Annotated in this window: 25 protein-coding genes; 13 read left to right on the top strand and 12 right to left on the bottom strand. The window is 69.8% G+C overall.

Translation table 11 applies throughout. The annotated features are described in order from the left end of the window. Positions 1-204 precede the first annotated feature (204 nt). A complete protein-coding gene (locus ACGFNU_RS37910; protein ID WP_392601404.1) occupies positions 205-1023 on the bottom strand; it encodes an MBL fold metallo-hydrolase in 819 nt (272 codons plus the stop codon). 96 nt (positions 1024-1119) lie between these two features. On the opposite strand from ACGFNU_RS37910, the gene ACGFNU_RS37905 reads away from it, so the two are divergent. The 4 genes from ACGFNU_RS37905 to ACGFNU_RS37890 all read left to right on the top strand — a co-directional run bounded on the left by ACGFNU_RS37905 (position 1120) and on the right by ACGFNU_RS37890 (position 4163). After that, positions 1120-1728 (top strand): helix-turn-helix domain-containing protein, encoded by a 609-nt coding sequence (locus tag ACGFNU_RS37905; RefSeq protein WP_392601403.1) that lies wholly within the window; start codon positions 1120-1122, stop codon positions 1726-1728. Positions 1729-1873: 145 nt separating this feature from the next. Then, positions 1874-2749: a LysR family transcriptional regulator gene (locus ACGFNU_RS37900; protein ID WP_392601402.1), complete on the top strand. Its 876-nt coding sequence runs from the start codon at positions 1874-1876 to the stop codon at positions 2747-2749. A 69-nt stretch (positions 2750-2818) separates the two neighbouring features. Beyond that, positions 2819-3886, top strand: a complete 1068-nt coding sequence (locus ACGFNU_RS37895; RefSeq protein ID WP_392601401.1) for a tartrate dehydrogenase — start codon at positions 2819-2821, stop codon at positions 3884-3886. 109 nt (positions 3887-3995) lie between these two features. Further along, a complete protein-coding gene (locus ACGFNU_RS37890; protein ID WP_392601400.1) occupies positions 3996-4163 on the top strand; it encodes a hypothetical protein in 168 nt (55 codons plus the stop codon). An 85-nt stretch (positions 4164-4248) separates the two neighbouring features. On the opposite strand, the gene ACGFNU_RS37885 is transcribed toward ACGFNU_RS37890, so the two are convergent. The 3 genes from ACGFNU_RS37885 to ACGFNU_RS37875 form a co-directional block, all read right to left on the bottom strand. Then, positions 4249-4776 carry a MarR family winged helix-turn-helix transcriptional regulator gene (locus tag ACGFNU_RS37885; protein ID WP_392601399.1) on the bottom strand — a complete coding sequence of 176 codons (528 nt, stop codon included), beginning with the start codon at positions 4774-4776 and terminating at the stop codon, positions 4249-4251. Then, positions 4766-5488: an SDR family NAD(P)-dependent oxidoreductase gene (locus tag ACGFNU_RS37880; RefSeq protein ID WP_392601398.1), complete on the bottom strand. Its 723-nt coding sequence runs from the start codon at positions 5486-5488 to the stop codon at positions 4766-4768. Before ACGFNU_RS37880 ends, ACGFNU_RS37885 begins: the two co-directional genes overlap by 11 nt. Positions 5489-5567: 79 nt before the next feature. Continuing rightward, positions 5568-6023 carry a MarR family winged helix-turn-helix transcriptional regulator gene (locus tag ACGFNU_RS37875; protein ID WP_392601397.1) on the bottom strand — a complete coding sequence of 152 codons (456 nt, stop codon included), beginning with the start codon at positions 6021-6023 and terminating at the stop codon, positions 5568-5570. A 36-nt stretch (positions 6024-6059) separates the two neighbouring features. Between ACGFNU_RS37875 and ACGFNU_RS37870 the strand changes: the two genes are divergently transcribed. Then, entirely contained in the window at positions 6060-6644 is a 585-nt protein-coding gene (locus ACGFNU_RS37870) for an SDR family NAD(P)-dependent oxidoreductase (protein WP_392601396.1), read from the top strand. A gap of 99 nt (positions 6645-6743) precedes the next feature. On the opposite strand, the gene ACGFNU_RS37865 is transcribed toward ACGFNU_RS37870, so the two are convergent. The 3 genes from ACGFNU_RS37865 to ACGFNU_RS37855 all read right to left on the bottom strand — a co-directional run bounded on the left by ACGFNU_RS37865 (position 6744) and on the right by ACGFNU_RS37855 (position 8978). Continuing rightward, positions 6744-7778, bottom strand: a complete 1035-nt coding sequence (locus tag ACGFNU_RS37865) for a hypothetical protein (RefSeq protein WP_392601395.1) — start codon at positions 7776-7778, stop codon at positions 6744-6746. Further along, positions 7775-8281 carry a SigE family RNA polymerase sigma factor gene (locus ACGFNU_RS37860; RefSeq protein ID WP_392601394.1) on the bottom strand — a complete coding sequence of 169 codons (507 nt, stop codon included), beginning with the start codon at positions 8279-8281 and terminating at the stop codon, positions 7775-7777. The genes ACGFNU_RS37865 and ACGFNU_RS37860 overlap by 4 nt, the downstream gene beginning before the upstream one ends. A gap of 94 nt (positions 8282-8375) precedes the next feature. After that, on the bottom strand, positions 8376-8978 hold the full coding sequence (locus tag ACGFNU_RS37855; RefSeq protein WP_392601393.1) for a TetR/AcrR family transcriptional regulator: 603 nt from the start codon (positions 8976-8978) through the stop codon (positions 8376-8378). A 71-nt stretch (positions 8979-9049) separates the two neighbouring features. Between ACGFNU_RS37855 and ACGFNU_RS37850 the strand changes: the two genes are divergently transcribed. After that, positions 9050-9625 (top strand): TIGR03086 family metal-binding protein, encoded by a 576-nt coding sequence (locus ACGFNU_RS37850; RefSeq protein ID WP_392601392.1) that lies wholly within the window; start codon positions 9050-9052, stop codon positions 9623-9625. Positions 9626-9640: 15 nt separating this feature from the next. Here ACGFNU_RS37850 and ACGFNU_RS37845 read toward each other — a convergent pair whose 3' ends face one another. Further along, positions 9641-10351, bottom strand: coding sequence for an SDR family oxidoreductase (locus tag ACGFNU_RS37845; RefSeq protein ID WP_392601391.1), 711 nt, complete (start codon positions 10349-10351; stop codon positions 9641-9643). Between the two features lie 168 nt (positions 10352-10519). Between ACGFNU_RS37845 and ACGFNU_RS37840 the strand changes: the two genes are divergently transcribed. The 5 genes from ACGFNU_RS37840 (at position 10520) to ACGFNU_RS37820 (ending at position 14654) form a co-directional block, all read left to right on the top strand. Next, a complete protein-coding gene (locus tag ACGFNU_RS37840) occupies positions 10520-10906 on the top strand; it encodes a MerR family transcriptional regulator (protein WP_392601390.1) in 387 nt (128 codons plus the stop codon). Positions 10907-11210: 304 nt separating this feature from the next. Next, positions 11211-11795 (top strand): dihydrofolate reductase family protein, encoded by a 585-nt coding sequence (locus ACGFNU_RS37835; RefSeq protein WP_392601389.1) that lies wholly within the window; start codon positions 11211-11213, stop codon positions 11793-11795. Then, complete coding sequence (locus ACGFNU_RS37830; RefSeq protein ID WP_392601388.1) at positions 11795-12901, top strand: hypothetical protein; 1107 nt, start codon at positions 11795-11797, stop codon at positions 12899-12901. Before ACGFNU_RS37835 ends, ACGFNU_RS37830 begins: the two co-directional genes overlap by 1 nt. A 5-nt stretch (positions 12902-12906) precedes the next feature. After that, positions 12907-14052, top strand: a complete 1146-nt coding sequence (locus ACGFNU_RS37825; RefSeq protein ID WP_392601678.1) for a sensor histidine kinase — start codon at positions 12907-12909, stop codon at positions 14050-14052. Next, on the top strand, positions 14049-14654 hold the full coding sequence (locus tag ACGFNU_RS37820) for a DNA-binding response regulator (protein WP_392601387.1): 606 nt from the start codon (positions 14049-14051) through the stop codon (positions 14652-14654). The genes ACGFNU_RS37825 and ACGFNU_RS37820 overlap by 4 nt, the downstream gene beginning before the upstream one ends. Here ACGFNU_RS37820 and ACGFNU_RS37815 read toward each other — a convergent pair. Together ACGFNU_RS37815 and ACGFNU_RS37810 are read right to left on the bottom strand one after the other, a co-directional pair. Beyond that, complete coding sequence (locus ACGFNU_RS37815) at positions 14651-15226, bottom strand: hypothetical protein (protein ID WP_392601386.1); 576 nt, start codon at positions 15224-15226, stop codon at positions 14651-14653. The two genes, ACGFNU_RS37820 and ACGFNU_RS37815, sit on opposite strands and share 4 nt — an antisense overlap. A 207-nt stretch (positions 15227-15433) precedes the next feature. Next, positions 15434-16636, bottom strand: coding sequence for an MFS transporter (locus ACGFNU_RS37810; RefSeq protein ID WP_392601385.1), 1203 nt, complete (start codon positions 16634-16636; stop codon positions 15434-15436). 90 nt (positions 16637-16726) lie between these two features. Here ACGFNU_RS37810 and ACGFNU_RS37805 point away from each other — a divergent pair, with 90 nt between their 5' ends. Next, positions 16727-17332, top strand: coding sequence for a TetR/AcrR family transcriptional regulator (locus ACGFNU_RS37805; RefSeq protein WP_392601384.1), 606 nt, complete (start codon positions 16727-16729; stop codon positions 17330-17332). Between the two features lie 145 nt (positions 17333-17477). Further along, a complete protein-coding gene (locus ACGFNU_RS37800; protein WP_392601383.1) occupies positions 17478-19271 on the top strand; it encodes a hypothetical protein in 1794 nt (597 codons plus the stop codon). Between the two features lie 36 nt (positions 19272-19307). On the opposite strand, the gene fdxA is transcribed toward ACGFNU_RS37800, so the two are convergent. Together fdxA and ACGFNU_RS37790 are read right to left on the bottom strand one after the other, a co-directional pair. After that, entirely contained in the window at positions 19308-19634 is a 327-nt protein-coding gene (gene fdxA / locus ACGFNU_RS37795) for a ferredoxin (protein WP_392601382.1), read from the bottom strand. A gap of 192 nt (positions 19635-19826) precedes the next feature. Beyond that, positions 19827-20765: an alpha/beta hydrolase gene (locus tag ACGFNU_RS37790; RefSeq protein WP_392601381.1), complete on the bottom strand. Its 939-nt coding sequence runs from the start codon at positions 20763-20765 to the stop codon at positions 19827-19829. Positions 20766-20782: the final 17 nt, after the last annotated feature.

The following is a 20782-nucleotide window of genomic DNA, read 5'->3' as shown; positions in this document are numbered from 1 at the left end:
TGCCTTGTTGTCGAGGCGCTCCCGGCGACACCTACGTCAATCGCCCGACCATGACGGGAGGCGGAGCACCCACATCGATACAGCGTTCATGGGTCTCACCTCCTCGGGCGGAGTCACGGTCACCTGGAAGCTACAAGCCCGAGCATCACCCCGTCCAACCCTTTTCCAGCCAAGTGATCACGCCGGCCGGGGATTGACGGGTCTTCAGCCGATCGGTGGTGCGAGGTATTCGAGCGCGTAGCCGTCGCCGGAGGGGGTTACGCGGGCGATGCCGGGTGAGTCGAGGTGGGCGCCGGCTACGAAGTGGTGTGGTCGGGTCAGTCGTTCGAGGAGCGCGGCTCGCGCGGCGCGGGCCTGAGGCTGGTCGCCGTCGAGTTCCCAGGACACGTTCGGCTGGTCGAATTGGAGCGTGGGAACGTGAACGGTGTCGCCCCAGGCGAGAAGGTGGCCGGCGCTGCTCCTCACCTCGTAGACGGTGTGGCCGGGAGTGTGGCCCGGGGTCGGGATCGCGGTGGTCCAGTCGTTGATCGCGACCTTCTCCGACACGGGCACGACCCGGTCGCGGATCGACTCAAGCCGCCCGGTGAACACCGAGGTGTCGCCCGCGCCGATCCACACGCGCTCGAGTTTGCCGAACGCCTCTGAACCGTCCGGCGTGATCAGGCCACTGACGTGGTCTTCGTGTTTGTGGGTGATGGCCACATCGGTGATCTGCGCGCGGTCGATTCCCGCTTCGTCGAGCGCGTCGTAGATCAATCCCATGGTGGGGTCGTGCCAGACGTTGGACGCGCCGGTGTCGATGAGAACCGACCGCGTGCCGTCGGTGACGAAGAAGGCGTTGACCGACAGCCGCAGGTTGTCGCCGGCCAGCGGGACGGCGGCCGGCAACTCGTCGAGCGTGCGCCCGTCCTCGTCGCGGAGCCGTGTCGGCGGCATGTCGATGTACCCGTCTCGCAACGAGATCACCTGCAGCTCGCCGAATTCGAACGTGGCATGGTGCCGGCCACTCGAGATCAATCGCATGGAACCTCCATCGCGTGTCTCCAATAGAAGATCAAATCTTCTTTAGGAGAAACCCTACACTGTGGGCGGCGAGGTATCCATCGATCGAGGAGCACGGTGGTCGAGCAAGACGCGAACGAGGCCGGACCGCGGCACGGTGACGATCTGGCCGGCGCGTTCGGCGGCAACGTGCGGCGACGCCGCGAGGAGGCGGGCCTGACGCTGGAGCAGCTCTCCACACAGTCGTCGGTCAGCCGGGCGATGCTGTCCAAGGTCGAACGCGGTGAGAAGAGCCCGACGATCGGCGTCGCGTCCAGGATCGCCCACGCGCTGGACGCCTCGCTCTCGGACCTGGTCGGTGCGCCGGCCGCCGCCGCGTCCGCCGTGGCCATCGTCATGCGCAAGAACGATCGCCCCGTTTTCCGTGACCCGGAAACCGGCTTCGAGCGGCACATGGTGTCAGCGGCCCCGGGCGCGGGAGGAGCCGAGATGGTCGTCCACTACCTCCCCGCGCAGGTCTCCACCGGGCTGCTGCCCGGGTATCCGGCAGGCAGCGAGAAACAACTCCTTGTGCTCAAAGGCACCCTCACCGTCGCGATCGGCGGGATCAGCGAGGCCCTGAACACGGGCGACTCCATGTTCTTCCAAGCCGACGCCGACCACGGCTTCGCCAACCGAACGAACGCCCCCTGCGAATACATCATGGTCATCTCACGCAAAACCTGATCGACCGCGGCTCGTTGCGCTCGAGCGCCGGTGAGACGCGGACCAGATGGTGACGACAGGCATCTCGGCCATGCAGGCCAATCGATAGGGTTCGCCTATCGGACAGGGCTTGGACGATCTGTCGCCGGCCGCTCAGGGGGTGGACATGGACGTTCGACAGCTGCGCTACTTTCTGGCCGTCGTGGACCACGGCGGCGTGCACCGCGCGGCCGAGCACCTGTTCGTGGCGCAGCCCTCGATCACCCAGTCGATTCGCCGCCTCGAGTCCGAACTCGGCACCAAGCTGTTCCTGAGGCAGTCCCGCGGCCTGATCCTGAGCCCCTCGGGAGCCGCCCTGGTGGAACCCGCTCGCGAGGTCGTCCGGTCCCTGGACGTCGCCCGGGAGACCGTAGCCGCCGTCGAGGGACTGCGTGGCGGGCGACTGCGGATCGCCTCGATGCCCTCGCAGGTCGTCAGCCCGCTGACCGGCCTGGTCGCCGAATTCTCGCGCCGCTACCCCGAGGTGAACGTCGCCGTCGCGGCGGCCGCCCGTCCCGACGACGTCCGCGACACCCTGCGGCGAGGCGTCGCGGAGATCGGACTGGTCGCGGCGGGCCGCACCGAGGCCTTGTCCGACCTGGACCGGCTGCCCATCCAGTCCCAGTCGTTCGTGCTGGTCGCCCGCGACGACGCCCCCCTCCCACCCGGCGACGACGCGCTGACCGTCGACGAGCTCGCGGGCCTGCGGCTGGTGGCCGGTCAGCCGGGCACCGGCATGCGGCGGGTCGCGGACGCCATCACCGCCGCGACCGACTGCCGCATCGTCGTCGAGATCGAGCACCGGGAGGGCCTGCTCCCTCTGGTGCTCAGCGGTGTGGGCGTCGCGGTCGTCGCCGACGCCTGGAGCGGGCTCGCGAACGCCGTGGGGCTGCGGGTCCGACGTCTGGACATCAACGACCGGCTCGACGTCGCGCTGGTCTGGCAACGGCACCGCCTCAGCCCCGCGGCGGCCGCCTTCGTGGCCCTCGTCGAAGGTCGATAGGCTCCGGCTATCGATCGGGCTGCCAACGCGTCTTGGACATGAAGGCCGGCGCGGCGCTCCACTTGTTCCATGACCACACGGCATCGCATCGCGCTCATCCCCGGAGACGGCATCGGCACCGAAGTGCTGCCTCCGGCCTGCGCCGTCCTGGACGCCGCCGGACGCCGCCACGGGCTCGACTTCACCTACGACACCTTCGACTGGTCGTGCCAGCGATACGTCACCGAAGGCGCGATGATGCCCGAGGACGGCCTCGGCCTCATCCGCCACCACGATGCCGTGCTGCTGGGCGCCGTCGGATGGCCGACCGTTCCCGACCACGTGTCGCTGTGGGGCCTGCTGATCCCGATCCGCCGGCAGTTCCGGCAGTACGTGAACCTGCGTCCGATCAAAGTCCTCGAAGGCGTGCCGAGCCCCCTCGCCAGGGCGACCCCGGACGTCGACCTCGTCGTGGTGCGAGAGAACGTCGAGGGCGAGTACTCCGAGATCGGCGGCCGTGTGAACCGCGGGTTGCCCACCGAAATGGCCGTCCAGGAAGCGATCTTCACCCGGCAGGGCACCGAGCGAATCCTGGACTACGCGTTCGAGACCGCCCGCACCAGGCGAGGCGAGCTGGTCTCCGCGACCAAGTCCAACGGCATCGTGCACACCATGCCGTTCTGGGACGAGCTGGTGAAGGAGGCCGGTGCCCGATTCCCCGACGTGACATGGCGCCAGGAGCACATCGACGCCCTCGTCGCGAAGATCGTCCTGGACCCCGCACGCTTCGACGTCATCGTCGGATCCAACCTCTTCGGCGACATTCTCAGCGACCTCGCCGCAGCCGTGGCGGGCAGCATCGGCATCGCCCCCGCCGCCAACCTCAACCCCGAACGTGACCACCCCTCGATGTTCGAACCCGTCCATGGCTCCGCCCCCGACATCGCAGGCCAGGGCACCGCGAACCCCCTGGGCGCCATCTGGTGCGCCTCGATGATGCTCGACCATCTAGGGCATCCAGAAGCAGCCGCCGAGGTCTTCAACGCGTTCGCCACCACCCTGGCCACCACCGACGCCCGCACCGCAGACCTGGGTGGCACCGCCACCACCAAGGAGTTCACCGATCTGATCCTCCAAGCGCTGACAGATTCGAACTAAAGTGGTGAGAACGGCGGGTTCGCCGGGCAATTGGTCTCTACGGTGAGCAGATGGCTGGGGATCAGGTAGAGCCGGCACCGAGCGGGCGGCGCCGCGGCAGGTGGTGGTCGTGATCGTCGCCGTGAGCGGGCTGTTGCTGGCTTTCGGGGTGGCGTGGGTGCTGGGACGGGGGGCGGCATGGTGGCTGGAGCATGTCGACAAGGTGCCGGTGGGTGGCAAGGACGGGCTGGGGGCAAGGACCGGGCCGAGGCGCTGGGCACCATCCGCGGCCGCGTGATGGCGGTCGGGACCGGGCTGCTGGCCGCAATGGCGATCTACTACACCGCCGACAACGCCGTGGTCTGGGAGGTACGCCTTGAGGCTCAGTCGCCGACCTGGCCGGCCAGGTCCGGGCCGCGGCCCACGAGGAGCTCGCGCAGGAGGTCGGCGAGTTGCTCGCGGCGTTCGGGGGCGAGGTGGCCGACTAGGCGCTCCTCGGTCGCGAGCAGGTCGGCGACGACGCGGTTGAGCAGTGCGTGGCCCGCGTCGGTGAGCGCGACCGCACGTGCGTGGTAGCCCGATCCGGCGGTGGTCCGTTCGACGAGCCCGGCCCGGGCCGCCCGTTCCACCCGCTGGGTGATCGCACCCCGCGTCACCATGCAGGCGTCGGCCAGCTCGCCCGGGCTCAGCCGGTACGGCGGGCCCGAACGCCGCAGCGTGGACAGCAGGTCCAGCGTCGCGACGTCCACGCCCAAGTCCGCGAGCAGACGGCGGCGCTGGTCGCCGAAGACCTTGGCGGCCCACCAGATCCGGGTGATGATCCCGATCGACTCCACCGGGACGCCCGGCAGCTCGCGCCGCCAGGCGTCCTGGATGGCGTCGGCGCGGTCGCGCGGCGGCTCAGCGGCCACGCTCGGCGCCGCCGTTCACCTGGATGATCTGCGCGGTGACGTGCGCGCCGCCGGGCGAGGCGAGCCAGTGCACGGTCTCGGCGACGTCGTCCGGCGTCCCGGCCCGGCCGGTGCAGGTCTGCTCGACGAGCATCGCGCGGCGCTCGTCGTCGAGCGTGCCGCCGAAGAACTCGGTGTCCTCGATCAGCCCGGGGGCGACCACGTTCACCGTGATGCCGCGCGGCCCCAGCGCGGCGGCCAGGTCGAACGCGTACGGGTGCAGCGCCGCCTTCATGGGCCCGTAGGAGGTGCCGCCCGACCCCCGGAAGGCCGCGATCGAGCTGAGGAACACGATCCGGCCGGACGGGTTCAGCAGCTCGGTGAACGCCTCAGTCGGCAGCACCGCCGTCAGCACGTTGGCCTGGAAGTTGGCGGTCCACCGCTCCGCGACGCCGCCGTGCCCGCCGTGCCGTTCGGAGTTGCCGCCCGCGTTGTTGACCAGCACGTCGATCGTGCCGAAACGCCCGGCCAGCTCGGCGCGCACACGCTCGACCTCTGCCGGGTCGCTCAGGTCGGCCGGCAGCGCCGTGCCGCCCACCTCCCCTGCCGCCTTCTCCAGCACGTCGGCGCGGCGGCCGATGACGACCACCCGGTCCCCGTCGGCCGCGAAGCGCGCCGCCACCGCCTTGCCGATGCCGCTGCCACCGCCGCTGACCACGATTGTGCGCGTCATGTCGACCCCTCCTTGAGTTTAGACCTAAACTCAGGCTACCAGGGGACACGACGCCCTTCATTGCCTCTCAACGTTGGACTTATGCCTTCCGGGCCACGTCGGCCACCTGGTCCAGCAGTTCTCGCAGCCGGGTCGACTCCTGCCGGCCGACGCCAGCGGTGATCTGCTGCTCGATGCCGGCGATCACCTTGTCGGCCGCGCGCAGCGTCTCCCGTCCGGCGTCGGTGAGGTGCAGTTCCTGTACGTGCCGGTGGCGCGGGTGCTCGCGTCGCTCCACCTGCCCGCGGCCTTCCAGGCGTGCCACCAGTGAGGCGATGGCCTGGGGGGTGACGTTGAGCCGGCGGGCCAGCTCGGCGCCGGTCAGTCCCGGTTCGGAGTGCACCGAGATCAGGAGCGTGTAGTGCGAGGCCGCCAGGCCCAGCGGGCGCAATCGCTGTTCCTTGAGTGTCTGCACCGCCAGTTCCGCGCGCCGCAACGCCCAGGTGACGCGGTCGAGAGCGGCGGGCCCGACGGGCTCCTCGTCGTTTCGTCTCACAGGACAAGAGTATGACATTTCACGCATATCAAACGCTTGACTCAAGACCAGCGTTTGAGGAGAGTTGATTCCATGACTCGCACCATTGCTCTCATCTACGCCCCGCTCACCGATGTCGAGCCGGGCGACATCGACCGCCTGCTCACCCTCAACGCCGTCGCCCCCATTCAACTGGTCCGCGCCGCGCTTCCCGGAATGCTCGCGGCGGGCGAAGGCTCGATCATCACCGTCGCCTCGCTGCTGGCCTTCAGCGCGGGCGTCACCGATCCGCGAGCGCCCCGGCGCACCCTGTACGTCGCCGCCAAGGCCGCCACCTTGGGCTTCACCCGCACCCTCGCGACCGAGATCGCCGACACCCCGGTCCGCGTCCAGGTCGTGTGCCCCGGCGTCGTGGCGACGGACTGGAACAACGGCGCCGGCCACGACATCCCCTGGGCGATGTCGCCCGAGGACGTCGCGTCCGCCAGCCTGACCGGCCTGCGCCTCGGCGAGACCGTCTGCGCGCCCGGCCTGGACGCCCAGGACCCGGCCCTGGACGCCCTGCTCGCCGCCGAGGCCGCCTTCGTCACGGGCGGCAACCAGCCCTCACTCGCGGCTCGCTACGCGCAAGCGCGCCTTTAGGGCGGTCGCGCGTTGGACGGCTCCGGGAAGGCGGAGCGCCTCCCACGTGGCAGGCTTCGATGGCGACTTCCGATTCGCCCACGTGACCGGCGAAGGTGATCACTCCAGCGGCGGCGTCCTGCTCCAGCGGGCGGGGTCGGTGCCGAGCAGGGTGATCCGCCGGTACAGCCCGGCGAGCCCGCCCGACGCCTGGAGCCGCTGGACGGTATCGTCCGCCGCCTCGATCTTGACGTCGAAACCGTCGGTGCCGAAGACCCACAGATACGAGTAGTCGGGCTGTCCCTGACCAGGCCGCCGCACCCCCGTGTACGCGGAGTGGCCGTCGACGCGGGCATTGGGCTTGAGCGGCTTCCCGTGACTCAACGGCGGACGGGCCGGGGCCACGGTGATGGTCAGGTCCTGCTCCGAACGGCTTTGGTGGAGCGTGATGCCGAGAGTGACGCTCAGGCGCGGCTTCTGGGTGAGGGCCACGGCGACGAAATCCGCGCGTGGAACACCCTTGACCTTCACCGGCAGCGCGATCGGCTGTGCGGAGAAGACGGCCGACTCGGCGATCCGCCGCATCACGCCGTCCGTTGCGACCTTTGGATCGGTGACGATCAAGCTGGCCCAGACATCCTTGCCGCGCTGCCAGATTAGCTGGGCCTCGGTGGGAACCTGCGGGCCCGGCCGGACCTTCCACCAGGCGGGACGTCCCTTGATCTGGCCGGCGGACGGCTCCCGGCCCGTGATCACCTTGGCTCCCGCCTGGAGAACGTTCAGGCTGATGGCCGCAGGATCGCCCTGGCCGCCGCTCCTGCCCGCCGCGTTCGCCTCCGCGGAGGACATACGGCCGTCCGTCTGCAGGCGGGTCACCTCGTATCCCTTCGGAAGCCAGCCGAAGGTGCCTGGCTGCGTCAGCGTCCCGGGCCCCGCCGCCGTCACCGGAGGCGGGTCCCCCGGCTCGCCGGTCAGCACGTTCGCCGTGACGGTGGCCGCCAAGCCGATCGCCGTGGCGGAGGCGAGCGCCGTCGTCACGCGGCGGGTCCGCAGGACCCTGCGCCCGCGCGCGGCCGCGGCGGCGACGTCCGGAGCCGGGCCGGGACGGGGCGTCCGCGCGATCTCCTCCAGCCGGCCCTTCAGGTCCTGGTTCATGACTCCCCCTCCTGGACGCCCGCCGGCTCGAAGGCACGGCGCAGCGCCGCCAGCCCGCGCGCGGTCTGGCTTTTGACGTTGCCTGTCGAGCAGTGCATGACGTCCGCGGTCTGCTCGACCGAGAGGTCGCAGTAGAACCGCAGCACCACCGCGGCCCGCTGCCGGGGCGGCAAGGCGGCCAGCGCCGTCCGCAGATCCAGGCGCGCGTCATGGTCGGTCGTCACCGCCGGCTCCGGCGGATCGGACCCGACCGCCACGCGCTTCCACCAGCCGGTGCGCTGCTCGGAAAGGAAGACGCGGACGAGCACCGTCCGGGCGTAGCCGTCGAGATTCTCGACCGCCCCGGCCCGCCGCCAGTTGACGTACAGCCGCGTCATGGCGGTCTGGACCAGGTCGTCGGCACGGTCCCAGTCCTGGCACAGGAGGTAGGCCACCCGCTGCAGCCAGGGCAGTCTGGCCGTCATGTACGCGGTGTACTCCTCGTCGCGGGCCGATGCCCTCATACGCTCGGCCCTCTCATCGAATGCTCCACACCCTCCTAATGCCGCCGACCGCCCGATCGGTTGCATCGGTCCGGAGACCGGCCATCGCCGAGGGTCAGCGGTCGAGGCCGGCCGCGTGGCACATCGCCGTCCGGGCGCGGGACGCGGCCGATGGGTCTTGGAGGAGCTGGATCTCCTGGTTGGCGGCCATGGAGAGCCCGATCAGGGTGGTGACGACCTCGTCGGGCGGCCGATGCGGTCCGGGCAGCTCGGCCTGGGCGGCGGCGACCTCGGTGGCCAGTGACGCGCGCATGGCGACCACGATGCCTCGCAGCCGGTCGCGCAGCGGGCCGGGGCGGCCGTCGAGTTCGGAGGACGCCGCGGTGACGAAGCAGCCGCCGGGGAACGGGCAGTCGGCCAGGTAGTCCACCCAGGACGTGATCAGCCGTTCGAGCCGGTGGCGGCCGGGCGGCAGGTCGTCCAACGGCTCCAGGACCGCCGCGCGGAAGACGGCGCCGGCCTGGTCGAGCGCGGCCTCGAGCAGCCGTTCGCGGGAGCCGAAGGGCCCGATCAGCCCGGCCTTGCTCATGTCGAGACGCTGCGCCAGCGACCCGACCGTCAACCCTTCCAGGCCCAGCCGGGACGCCTCGTGCACCGCGGTCCGCACGATCCGCGCCCGCGTCCGCTCCGCTTCGTGCGCCGAGTGACGAGGAGACATGCGGCCAAGCATAGCGAACGAACGTACGCTATTTTGGCGTACGTTCGTTCGCTATTTTTCGGAGGGCTCTCATGAACGTGACCGAACTGCTGCGCCTGGACGCGACCGCACTCGCCTTGATCGGCCATGACGTGGCTCTGATCGCCGACTCCGCACTGACCAGGCCGACCCCGTGCGAGGGCTGGACGGTCGCGGATCTGCTCCGCCACATGAACGAACGCCACGACGCCGTCGCGCAGACCATGCTCGGCCCGCTCGGCGAGGAGGACGACGACCCGCGCGCTGACTTCGCTCGCATCGCGGCGCGCTGGTCGGTCGCGCTCCAGACCACTGGTCCGACCTTGAACCTCCCGAGCCGGGGACCCGTCTCGACCGAATGGGTACTCGGCGTTCACGTCGTCGACATGCTCGTCCACCGCTGGGACCTGGCCCGTGCACTTCAGGTCCCGCTGACCGTACCGGCCGCGTTGGAGCAGGCCGCGTTGCCGCTCGCCCGCGCCAACACCGCCCCTGGCAGTCCGCTGAACCAGCCTGGCGGTGCCTACCGTCCGCCCTTCGGCGAGGATCCGGCCAACTCGGAGATGGACACCATCGTCGCGCTCCTTGGCCGCGACCCCCGCTGGACCCCGCCAGGCCACACGTCCTGAGCAGTGTCCGATGGGTCAGGCCGCTGGGTGCGCCTGCGTGTAGAACCGGCTCGGGTCGTCGGCCAGGGACGCCTTGATGTGGGCGCTCCACTCGTCGGCGAGGACCTCGAACGCGCCGCGTTCGACGCCGTCGAGCCCGGCGCGGACGACCTCGGCGGGGTCGATCTTGTCGCCGTCGTAGTCGGCCATGAGGTCGGTGTCGGCGGCTCCCAGGTGCAGGCCGGTGACCAGCGTGCCCTGGCCCGCCAGTTCGAGCCGGACGCCGTTGGTCAGGCTCCACTCGGCCGCCTTCGCCGCCGCGTAGGCGTTCGCCCCGTCATGGGAGAACCACGACAGCGCCGACAGCACGTTGATGATCGCCCCTCCCCCGCCCGCGGCCAGGATCGGCGCGAAGGCGCGGACCATGTGGAGGGTGCCGTAGAAGTGGGTGTCCATCTCCCGGCGGATGCCGTCGAGATCACCGGTGACCAGGTTCGTTCCGGTCGCGATGCCGGCGTTGTTCACCAGGAGCGTGACGTCCTGGGCGGCTTCGGCCGCGGCCCGCACCGACGCCGGGTCGGTGATGTCGAGGCGGAGCACCTGCGCGCCCGGCAGGTCGACGAGTTCGGGGCGCCGGGCGGTCGCGTACACCTTCTTGGCGCCCCGCTCCAGGAGCTGCGCGGCGAAGTGACGGCCGATGCCGCGGTTCGCGCCGGTCACCAGTGCGATCGATCCAGCGATGTCCATGCTGTGCTTCCTTGAATGATCACCGGCCACCGGGGCCGGATCGGTTCGGACGGCCGTGGGGTGCACGACCGTGCCGGTCAGAGGGGATTCGCTCCTCCAGGCCTGCGGGACTAAGCTAGAACCTGACGTTGACGTCAGCTGCAAATCTGAGGGACGGAGAGCCGCGAGATGCGCATCGGTGAACTCGCCACCCGGTCGGGAGTGAGCGTCCGGGCCCTGCGCTACTACGAGGAGCAGGAGCTCTTGGAGTCGTCCCGGACGTCCGGCGGGCAGCGCGAGTATCCCGAGGGGGCCGTCGACCGCGTGCGGCTGATCCAGCAGCTCTACGCCGCCGGCCTGCCGAGCAGGGCGATCGTCGACCTGCTGCCCTGCGTGTCCACGGGAATGGCGACCCAGCAGATGCTGGACACGATCATGAGTGAACGGGCCCGCATCGCCGAACGCATCCAGGAACTGAACGCGGCGCTGACCAAACTCGACCGGGTGATCGAGCACGTCATCGCCGCCGGCGTGACCCCCACCGACCGCGAACCGGTCGCCCCGGCCAACGCCTGACCCACCCCACTCCAGTGGGGCGACAGCGCTGGATGATGCCGGCCATGGTGGCCTGACGGCTGCCGCCGGGCTGCAGAACCCGACCTCGGTTGCCGTGCGCGGCCGCACCGTCTACGTGCTCAGCGCCGCCTACACCACCGCCACCGACCCCAACCTGGTGCTGGCCACCCTGCCGCGCCGCTGACCCCCTGGAGACCGGTCTCGCGAAATTCACGATGCTCCTCGTGACATTTGCATCTACTGACGGGCCGCGAGCGCGACAAAGGTATGGGGGCCACGAAAACCTCATCGCAGGGAGCACCCCATGGCCAAGCTGGTGGTCTGCAACATCATGTCCCTCGACGGCTATTACGCCGACAGCGACGGCAACCCGCTCGTGCTGGAGATGGACGCCGCGTTCGATGCCTACAACCTGGAACGCCTACGGGCGGCCGATGCGCTCCTGCTCGGTGCCGACTCCTACAAGATGTTCATGGGATTCTGGCCCGCCCAGGCGGGCAACCCCGAGGCCCCGGCGGTGCACCAGGAGTTCGGCGGGATCTACGGGCGGATCAAGGTGAACGTGATCTCCGATTCGCTCACGTCCGACGACATCGCGCCCTGGTCGGAGCAGACCACGGTGATCGGGCGCGCGGAGGCGGAGTCCCGGGTCAAGGAGCTCAAGCAGCAGGCCGACGGCGACCTGGTGACCTTCGGCAGCCGGATCACCTGGAACGCGCTCCTCCAGGCGGGCCTGGTGGACGAGCTGCACCTGGTCGTCGGCCCCGCGGCGCTGGGCACGGGTACGCCCGTTTTCACCGGCGCGTCGGGCCGGCTGCGGCTCGCGGAGATCCGCAGGCTCGACGGCTCGGACAGCGTCGTGCTGCGATACGAGGCGCCCGTCGCCTGATGACCTTCCTGCTCGTACCGGCCCGGCGCTGGCCGCCGGCGGACGTCACCGTGCCGCAGCCTCTACCCTGGTCGTCCGAAATGGGAGGACGGGTGGTGGACGGGGCCGAGCAGCGCTGGAATCTCGACCGCGTCGTCCGGCTGGCGCCGGGCGGCGCGGTCGCCTGCAGCGCGCTGTTCCCCACGGTGCAGGTGGCCCTCGCCTTCGGATATCCGGGCGGCACCCGCGCCGCACTCTGGAGCCTGGCCGCGACCGCGGCCTACCTGCCGCTTCACATGCGTCATCTCTGGCACGCGGCCCGTGGCGCTCGACCGCCGGCCGGGCTCTGGAGCCTGGCGGCCATGGCGGTCGTGATCCTCGGTGCGACGCCGCTGGCCGGGGGCACGTGGGTGCGGGCCTACGTGGCGTTGGTCGTGTCGGCCGTCCTGGTGCTGCCCAGCCGCTGGTCTTACCCGGCGGGCGCTGTGCTCGTCCTGGCGTCGGGCCCGGTGGGCTACGAGCTGGGGCTGGCATGGACGGAGGTCCCATGGGTCTGGTTCACCCTGATGTCCGGCAGTACGGCATTGCTTCTGCTGGTCTGGCTGGCGGCGGCGCTCATCCGCCTGCAGTCGGCCCGGGAGGCGCTGGCTCAGCAGGCGGTCGCGCAGGAACGCCGCCGGATCGACGACGACCTGCGCTCCACGCTGGGTGCCGCGCTGGCGGCGATCGCCGCCCGGGGAGAACGGAGCCGCGACCTGCTCGCGCGCGGTGATCAAGACCGTCTCGCGGTGGAGATGACCAGGCTCTCCGAGGACGCCAGGACCACCCTCGCCGACGCGAGACAGCGCGTGCGCGGCTACCGGCGGCCGTCGTTGCGCGCCGAGCTGGAGACCGCCGCCGCGCTGCTGTCGGCCGCCGGCATCACGACCCGCCTGGACCTGCCGCAGGGCCCGATCCCCGCGACGATCGACGATCGGCCGCGGGCGGCTCTGCGTTCCACGGTCACCCGCCTGCTGCGCGACCACACGGCCCGCACGTGCGTGATCACGGTCTCCGCTCGCGGCGGCCGTGTCCAGCTGGAGCTGCGCACCGGCGACTCGGCCGAGACGATCGAGGTGGCCGCGTGAGCGGCATGATCCCGCCGGCCTGGGTGATGCGGCGCCCCCACTGGCCCCTGATCGCGCTGATCGTGCTGTTGACCGCCCAGGCGCCGTTCTACACGACCATCGGCCTGAGCGACGGCACGAAGCACAGCCCGCTCCTCACCGTCCCGATGGCGGCCGCCATCGGAGCCCTGCAGCTGCGGCACAGTTTGCACGCCGCCCGCGGAGAGCTCCCCACGGCATGGCCCTGGACCCTCACCGCGCTCGCCGTTCTGGTCAACGTCCCGCTGCCGTGGTTCGGGCAGGACTGGGAGGCGCTGGGCATCTTCGTCATCGTCTCGGCGATGTTGCTGCGCGGCTGGGCCAGGTGGGCCTTGGCAGGCGTGCAACTGCTCATCACCGAACTGGTCGGCGTGCTGGGCGCCCTGTCCATGTCCGGATCCACGACCGCGTTCGTCATCGTCATCGGCGTCTACAACGTCGTCATGCCCGTCCTGTACGCGGGTGCGCTGATCGGCGGGACGCGGCTGGTGCGGCTGGTGAACGAGCTGTACGCCACCCGGACCGAGCTGGCCGTCAACGCCGTCGGGCAGGAACGTGTGCGGCTCTCCCGCGACCTGCACGACCTGCTCGGCCAGAGCCTGTCGGCGATCTCCCTCAAGGGCGACCTGGCGCTGCGGCTGCTCGCCAGGGACACCGCCGCCGCCCGCGCCGAGATCGAGAGCCTGACCGAGGTGGCCCGGGAGGCGCTGCGCGACACCCGCGCCATCACCCGTGACGAGCACGCCGTGTCGCTGAGCACCGAGATCGACGGGGCGGCCGCCCTGCTCGGCGCCGCGGGCGTCCAGACCCGCCTGGACGTGGCCGACCTGCCGGCGCTCTCCGTTCCCGTCCAGAGCGCACTGGCCTGGGCGATCCGCGAGGGAACCACCAACCTGCTGCGGCACAGCCAGGCCCAGTCCTGCGCCATCAGCCTGTCGCGCCATCAGGGGACCGTGCGGCTGGAGATCGTCAACGACGGCGTCCGCGAGACGGCCGAGCACGGCTCGGGCCTGTCCGGCGTCGCCGAACGGGCCCGCGCGGTCTCGGGAACATCGTCGGCCACGGTCCGCGACGGACGGTTCCGGCTCCGCGTCGAGGTTCCCGAGGTCGAGGTCCCCGAGGAGGCCCTGTGATCCGCGTCCTGATCGCCGAGGACATGCACATGATCCGCGGTGCGCTCGTCGCGCTGCTGACGCTCGAGGACGACATGGAGGTCGTCGCCGAGCTGGAACGCGGGGACGAGGTCGTCGCCACCGCACTGCGCGTGCGGCCCGACGTCGCGGTGCTGGACATCGACATGCCCGGGCTGGACGGGCTGACGGCGGCTGAGCACCTCTACGACGAGCTGCCCGGCTGCCGCACCCTCGTCCTCACCGGGCTCAGCCAGCCCGGCAACCTTTTGCGGGCGCTGAAGGTCCACGTCCAGGGCTTCATCGTCAAGGACGCCCCCGCGCGGGACCTCACCGACGGCATCCGCCGCATCGCCCGCGGCGAACGGGTGATCGACCCTGACCTGGTGGCCGCCGCCCTCGAAACCGGCAGCAGCCCCCTCACCGCCCGCGAGACCGAGGTCCTGCGCGTCGCCGCGACCGGCGTGCCGGTGACCCAGATCGCGACCGAACTGTCGCTGTCGCAGGCCACCGTCCGCAACTACCTGTCGAACGCGATCAGCAAGGTCGGCGCCCGCAACCGCATCGATGCCATCCGCATCTCCCGCGACGCCGGCTGGCTCTAGGCCGTTGCCTCGGTCTCGCGGCGCCGCCAGTAGTGGACGGTGACCACGGCCAGCAGCGGCGGCCAGGCGAGCATCGGGGCGTAGCAGGCGTTCATCAGCCACAGCGCCGCCCCCGTGGGCTGGTCGGCGTTGGCGAAGAACGTGGTGTAGATGTAGCCGACGTCGTACAGCGTCACCCCCGCCACTCCGACAGCAGCCGGGACGATCACCGCCAACGGCCTGATGCGCCGGCCTCCGGCGAACGGCACCCAGCGCGGCCATCTCTCACCCCACGGCTGAATCAGGCCCAGAGTGAGGAACGCGAAGACCTCGGTCAGCAGACCCAGCACGACCACGTAGACCGAGCCCCAGCCCGGTGCCTGCAGCGCGTCCATGAACTCCTGGTCGAAGCCCATCGAGTTCCCCCACGCCATCGGCAACCGCCACAGCCCCGAGGGGACGGCCGCCAACGCCGCCGCATGCGCCGCCCACACGGCCCACCGCGGCACACCCGGCACCGTACGGAACGGCGACCTCGGCTTCGCCCGCGCCGAGCGGACCGGGGCGGCCGGCAGGTTCACAATCGTGCTCATCTGATGCTCCTCAAGGGGGGTTTGACCTGGCCCTGCAATACTTGCGATCACCCCTGCCACACGCCTCCCCCACGCAGGTGGACCCCGTTCCCGCCCGTTCCCCCGCAGGTACTAGCCCCGTGGCCAGTGCCCAACCCGGCCGCCTGCCAGTCGTCAGCTTGAGAGCTGCGGACCGGCACCACGACCGAGGTCGCCCGCCTCACCAGGTCATCGCAGGTTCTCGTTGGTGCGGGCGCTCCAGACCGCCAGTGCGGCGGCCAATGCGCAGGCGCCGCCGAGCCACAGGACGGCCTGGAGGGTGAGCGAGTCGACAATGACGCCGCCGGTCAGCGCGCCGAGGCCGATCGACAGGTTGAACACCGCGACCCACAGGGCGGAGGCCGCTTCCACTGCTTGTGGCGCGGTCTTGATCATCCAGGTCTGCAGGCCGACCGACACGCCGCCGAAGGCCAGGCCCCAGGCGATCAACAGTGCGGCCCCGCCGACGGGGCCCCGGCCGAGCAGCACGTAGAGGGGCATCGCGGCGGCCAGGGTCACGGTGATGATCAGTACCGTCCGGTGCGGGTGACGTGCCAGCGCCGCGCCGGCGATGAAGTTGCCGACCATGCCCGCGAGGCCGAATCCGAACAGCAGCGGGCCGACGAGTCGTTCGTCGATGCCCGACAGTTTCTGCAGGGCCGGGCTCACGAAGGTGTAGGCCGAGAAGTGGCCGGTCACGATCAGGAACGTCGCGAGAATGCCGACGCGTACGCCTGGGTTGCGGAACTGTTCGGCCAGCAGCCGAGGGCGGACGGGCTGGGAGGCGGCCAGCGGCGGCAGCACGGCCAGCAGGGCGAGCAACGCGACGAGCGCGAGGGCGCTCAGCGTCGTGAAAGCGATGCGCCAGCCGGAGAACTCGCCGAGCAGCGTGCCGAGGGGGACGCCGAACACGTTCGCGGCTCCGACACCACCGAAGATGATCGCGGTGGCCCGGGGCACGTTCGCGGGGGCCACGAGCCGGACGGCCAGGCCGCTGGCGACGGCCCAGAAGCCGCCGATCGCCACCCCGACCAGCACCCGGGAGGACACCAGCACGGTGAAGCTCGGTGCCAGGGCGGAGACCACGTTGGCGAGCGTCATCAGCCCCATCAGGCCGAGCAGCAGAAGCCGCCGGTCCATCCCGCCGACGAGCACCGGAACCAGCGGCGCCGCGACGGCGGCGACCAGGCTGGGCACCGTCACCATCAGCCCGGCCGTCCCCTCGGAGACCGACAGCGCCGACCCCACGGCGGTCAGCAGCCCGATCGGCAGTTGCTCGGCGGTCACCAGCAGGAACGTTCCCAAGGCCACCGCGGTGACCGCCGGCCAGTGACTCCGCTGCGGGGCTCGCCGGCCGGCCGGCTCGGCTGTGGTCTGCTCTTTGGTCGTCATGGGCACCCCTCATTTGGTAGCGATCGCTCCCATACTTGACGGACCCTAGTACGGGAACGATCGCTCCACAAGTTCGGTAGAGTGACGGGCATGGCACGTCCCCGACAATTCGACGAGCAGGACGCGGTCGTCAGGGCGACCGACCTGTTCTGGCGCCGCGGCTACAACGCCACCTCGGTGCGCGATCTGGGCGCCGAACTCGAACTCACTCCCAGCAGTCTGTACCGGACGTTCACCGACAAGCACACGCTGTTCCTGCGCGCGCTCGACCACTACCGGGCCACCGACTCCGCCGAGGCCGAGCAGCGGCTGGACGGCGCCGGCCGTCCGGTCCGCCAAGTGCTGCGGGACTGGCTGCTGTGGCTGGTCTCCTGCCCGTCCGACGGAGAGTCCGGACGAGGTTGCTTCGTGGTCAACACCGCCACCGAACTCGGCACCGCCGACGCCGAAGCCCGTCAGCGGACCGAGGCCGCCTTCGAGGTCACCCGGCAAGCACTGCGATCACTGCTGCACCAGGGCTGTCGCGATGGCGAACTGCCCACTGACCTCGACATCGACGCCACCGTGGAACTGCTGTTCACCACGGTGCTCGGTCTGCGGGTACGCGAACGCGCCGGCCACGACCCAGCGCGTCTGACCACCTCGATCGACGCCGCGATCCAAGCACTGGGCCCCGCCCCCGCAACATCCTCCTGACCTCCACTTCCCTTTCAAGCGCGACGTGGTGGCCAAGCGCGACACATCGCTCAAGCGCAGTCCCTGAACGCCGGTGGGCAACCGCGCATTCTGGAGGGAGCAAGCTCCCCCGGCCGCTCCGCCCGGCACTCGAAGGGAACGTGACGTGACGCGCAAGGACGAGGATGGAAGCGCCCTCGGTGGAACGCCCGAGCTGGCCGAGCGTGTTCATGCTGGGCAGACCGCCCCGACGTTCGGCGAATCTCTGCTCGACGTACTTCAGTACAGGGCGGCCATTTCGGGGTCGCCATTCGCTGAACACATCAGGCGGCTGCGGAAGAGGCTGTACGAAGCCAGCGACGCCGGCGCGTCCGAGATCGAATGGAGCTACGATCCGCAGTCGTTTCGGTGCCTGATGCGAGAGGACCCCGGAGTCTTCGGCCAGGAATACGAGGATCGAAGTCGGGAATGCAGCGAGGTCATCGAGAACGGGTGCGCTCTCCTGGCCGACATCAACGAGATCCGCACCGAAGACAAGAAGAATAATTCAAATAGGCCGCCGAGAACGGGGCCGGTGTGGCCGGTGACCGTGCACGGCGAGACCGGACTGGCCAGGGAAATCCTTGGGCGAGCACGGGCGGGCGCCAACGACGGCAGCAGCACCAAATCCACAGGGCTCGCCGGTTGTGCCCAGCCCTCGTGGCTGCAGGTGACGAACGAATACGGCCTTTGCGGGACCGCGGCCTATCCGACCTTCGCCTCCGGCGGGTGGCTCGGCGGGTTGAGCACCGGCGAATACGGAGACTGGCGTCAGGATTACCTGGCGTGCCTGACCTTCGATTTCTATCTCGAATATAATTGGGATCGCGTCGGAAGCGAGCACCCGAACAACATCCTGCGGGATCTGGTGTGCATGTGGGACATGCCGAACCTGCCCGCGGACCTGAAGGCGCGAAGGGCGCACATGATGTGCGACCTGGCGTACTTCGACGAAAAACGCAACAGTGAGACGACCCTTCGCTCGGTGCCGACGGCCGGGGCGACCGCCTGGGTGTTCGAAGACCGAGACCGCTGGCGTGACTTCAAGGCCTGCGATTCAGCGATCTGGGGCCACTACCTCTCCTGTGTCCCCGGAGAGATCGGTCGTGACGACATGATGGTGAGCGGGCTGGTCAACGACTGGGCCGACCTCGGCCCCGACCTCCGCTTCGGCGAGTGCGCGCAAAGCGTGCTGACGCTGACCCGCGGATCGCTGTCCACCGACGCGCTCGGCGCGTGCTACGAACGCGCCCTGTGGATGCTCAACGCGCATCTGACTCCAGACGCGGGCATCCGGGACGAACGCTTCTCCATGACGGCGATAACGCTCGGGGTGAACGTCTGGAACATGTGCAATCACCGGCACGATGTGTGGCGCTACTATGCGATCGCAGCCGACGCCTGCGCCCAGCTTCAGGAGCTCGACCCGTACCGGTCCTGCCAGCTCGCGGACTGCTACACGAACGACCTGCGGCCCACCATGCCTGATACCTCGACACGCATTTCCGTGCCCCGCCGGGAACTGTCCTACGATCTCACGGTCAGGGGAAGACGGCACCGAGGTCGCGTCAAGATACACAGCACGATCGTCGACGCCGTCGAAGCCGGCGTCCTCCCCATGAAAGCCGTCGAATGGCAGTTCATCATTCCCCGGCTGCTCTTCCACAAGGCCATCACCCCCGCGGAGTTCCTGGCACACATGGACGAGGACTATTGCGAACACCACGCCATCCTCGTGGGAGCCGGCCACCGCACACACTTCAGCAGAGAATTCGTCACGGCGTTCAGCCTCCTGGTGATGGAACAGTGGTGGTCCGGCATCATTTACGCGCAAGGGCTCGGCAGCCTGGTCGAAGCCCAACCAGGAAAAATCGGCAACGACCGAGCCCACCACAGCGCATCCGCACCCGCCGACGCATAAGAAGATCACAGCCGTGATGGCATCAGGCTCTCGGGATCACTCGTCGTGCTCTTGCGGCGGCAGCCCCGCCACGAGCGGGTGGTCCTTGTCGATCTTCCCGGCCTTGGAGGCGCCGCCCGGCGAGCCGAGGTCGTCGAAGAACTCCACGTTGGCCTTGTAGTAGTCCTTCCACTGCTCCGGTGTGTCGTCCTCGTAGTAGATGGCCTCGACCGGGCAGACCGGCTCACAGGCGCCGCAGTCGACGCACTCGTCCGGGTGGATGTAAAGCATCCGCTTGCCCTCATAGATGCAGTCGACCGGACATTCGTCGATGCACGACTTGTCGAGCAGGTCCACACAGGGCTCCGCAATGACGTAGGTCACGTCATGACTCCTCTCACAGCGCCATCGCCGCGGTCTCATTGCCTGGCTCAGACACACGGTGTCCCTTGGACCGGCGCCTTGCGGCCGGTCGACGGGGCTCTTAGTCCTTAACCCCTGGGCGGCACCTGCCAACGTGGATGTCCGTCCGGATTTGTCGCGCTTTCGGAACATGTCACGCTTCTGTCTGCCACCTCAGGGACGTGATTCCAGATCGCGGAGCCGCATGTCGATCTCCGCGCTGACGTGGTCAAGTCCGGCCGCGCTGCCCGGAAGAACGTTGACCATCGTGAAGAAGCCGTGCATCTGACCGGTGAAGCGCCGATGCGTCACTACGATCCCGGCGGCCCTCAGGCGTTCGGCGTAAGCCTCGCCCTCGTCCCGGAGCACGTCGTGCTCGGCCGTGAGCACCACGGCGGGCGGCAGCCCGGTGAGATCGGCGGCCCGCAGCGGTGATATGTCGGCGGCGCGTCGCATGGAGGTGTCCGGCACGTAGTTGTCCCAGAACATGGCCATGGCCTTCCTGGTGAGGAGCTGCTCGTTCTCCGGATCGGCGTACGAGGCGGTCTCCAGGTCGCAGTCGGTGATGGGATAGATGAGGATCTGCAGCGCGATTCGGGGCGTCCCCGCGCGGCGGGCTCGGTGCGCCATCACCGCCGCCAGGTTCCCGCCGGCGCTGTCTCCGGCCACGATGAGCGGGAGCCGGACGTCGAAGAGCCGTTCGGCGTTCCCGTCGAGCCATCGCAATGCGGACCACGCGTCGTCGACCGCCGCCGGGTAGGGGTGTTCAGGAGCGAGCCGGTATCCGGCGAGCGCGACGGCGCAGCCGGTCCGTTCGGCGAGTTGCCTGCCCAGCGTGTCGAACTCGTCGATCGTCCCGGTCATCCAGCCACCGCCGTGGAAGTACACGACGAGTCCACGCGGCTGATCGTTGGGGACCAGCAGCCGGATCGGCGTCGAGCCCGGACCGGTGATGTGCTCCTCTACCCGTTCCATCTCAGGACCAGGGCCGTAGAGCTCTTTGAGCCCGGCAGCCTGCTCCCGCGCCCGGTGTGGACTCAGCTCGTGCAGCGGCTTGCCTCCCAGCTCGGCCAGCGTGGCCAGGAGCGCGGCCGAGGCTTCGTCCAGGGACATCGGACCATCTCCCGTCC

This window comes from Spirillospora sp. NPDC048911, assembly GCF_043198015.1.
Classification (GTDB): domain Bacteria; phylum Actinomycetota; class Actinomycetes; order Streptosporangiales; family Streptosporangiaceae; genus Spirillospora.
This window is presented reverse-complemented; position numbering and strand designations above follow the sequence as displayed.

What these genes read in the sequence shown, in the direction of transcription:
- ACGFNU_RS37810 (WP_392601385.1), bottom strand. Translation starts at nt 16,636, where the DNA reads ATGACGACCAAAGAGCAGACCACAGCCGAGCCGGCCGGCCGGCGAGCC.
- ACGFNU_RS37910 (WP_392601404.1), bottom strand. Translation starts at nt 1,023, where the DNA reads ATGCGATTGATCTCGAGTGGCCGGCACCATGCCACGTTCGAATTCGGC.
- ACGFNU_RS37900 (WP_392601402.1), top strand. Translation starts at nt 1,874, where the DNA reads ATGGACGTTCGACAGCTGCGCTACTTTCTGGCCGTCGTGGACCACGGC.
- ACGFNU_RS37815 (WP_392601386.1), bottom strand. Translation starts at nt 15,226, where the DNA reads ATGAGCACGATTGTGAACCTGCCGGCCGCCCCGGTCCGCTCGGCGCGG.
- ACGFNU_RS37840 (WP_392601390.1), top strand. Translation starts at nt 10,520, where the DNA reads ATGCGCATCGGTGAACTCGCCACCCGGTCGGGAGTGAGCGTCCGGGCC.
- ACGFNU_RS37865 (WP_392601395.1), bottom strand. Translation starts at nt 7,778, where the DNA reads ATGAACCAGGACCTGAAGGGCCGGCTGGAGGAGATCGCGCGGACGCCC.
- ACGFNU_RS37880 (WP_392601398.1), bottom strand. Translation starts at nt 5,488, where the DNA reads ATGACGCGCACAATCGTGGTCAGCGGCGGTGGCAGCGGCATCGGCAAG.
- ACGFNU_RS37825 (WP_392601678.1), top strand. Translation starts at nt 12,907, where the DNA reads ATGATCCCGCCGGCCTGGGTGATGCGGCGCCCCCACTGGCCCCTGATC.
- ACGFNU_RS37850 (WP_392601392.1), top strand. Translation starts at nt 9,050, where the DNA reads ATGAACGTGACCGAACTGCTGCGCCTGGACGCGACCGCACTCGCCTTG.
- ACGFNU_RS37835 (WP_392601389.1), top strand. Translation starts at nt 11,211, where the DNA reads ATGGCCAAGCTGGTGGTCTGCAACATCATGTCCCTCGACGGCTATTAC.
- ACGFNU_RS37790 (WP_392601381.1), bottom strand. Translation starts at nt 20,765, where the DNA reads ATGTCCCTGGACGAAGCCTCGGCCGCGCTCCTGGCCACGCTGGCCGAG.
- ACGFNU_RS37830 (WP_392601388.1), top strand. Translation starts at nt 11,795, where the DNA reads ATGACCTTCCTGCTCGTACCGGCCCGGCGCTGGCCGCCGGCGGACGTC.
- ACGFNU_RS37855 (WP_392601393.1), bottom strand. Translation starts at nt 8,978, where the DNA reads ATGTCTCCTCGTCACTCGGCGCACGAAGCGGAGCGGACGCGGGCGCGG.
- ACGFNU_RS37845 (WP_392601391.1), bottom strand. Translation starts at nt 10,351, where the DNA reads ATGGACATCGCTGGATCGATCGCACTGGTGACCGGCGCGAACCGCGGC.
- ACGFNU_RS37860 (WP_392601394.1), bottom strand. Translation starts at nt 8,281, where the DNA reads ATGAGGGCATCGGCCCGCGACGAGGAGTACACCGCGTACATGACGGCC.
- ACGFNU_RS37805 (WP_392601384.1), top strand. Translation starts at nt 16,727, where the DNA reads ATGGCACGTCCCCGACAATTCGACGAGCAGGACGCGGTCGTCAGGGCG.
- ACGFNU_RS37895 (WP_392601401.1), top strand. Translation starts at nt 2,819, where the DNA reads ATGACCACACGGCATCGCATCGCGCTCATCCCCGGAGACGGCATCGGC.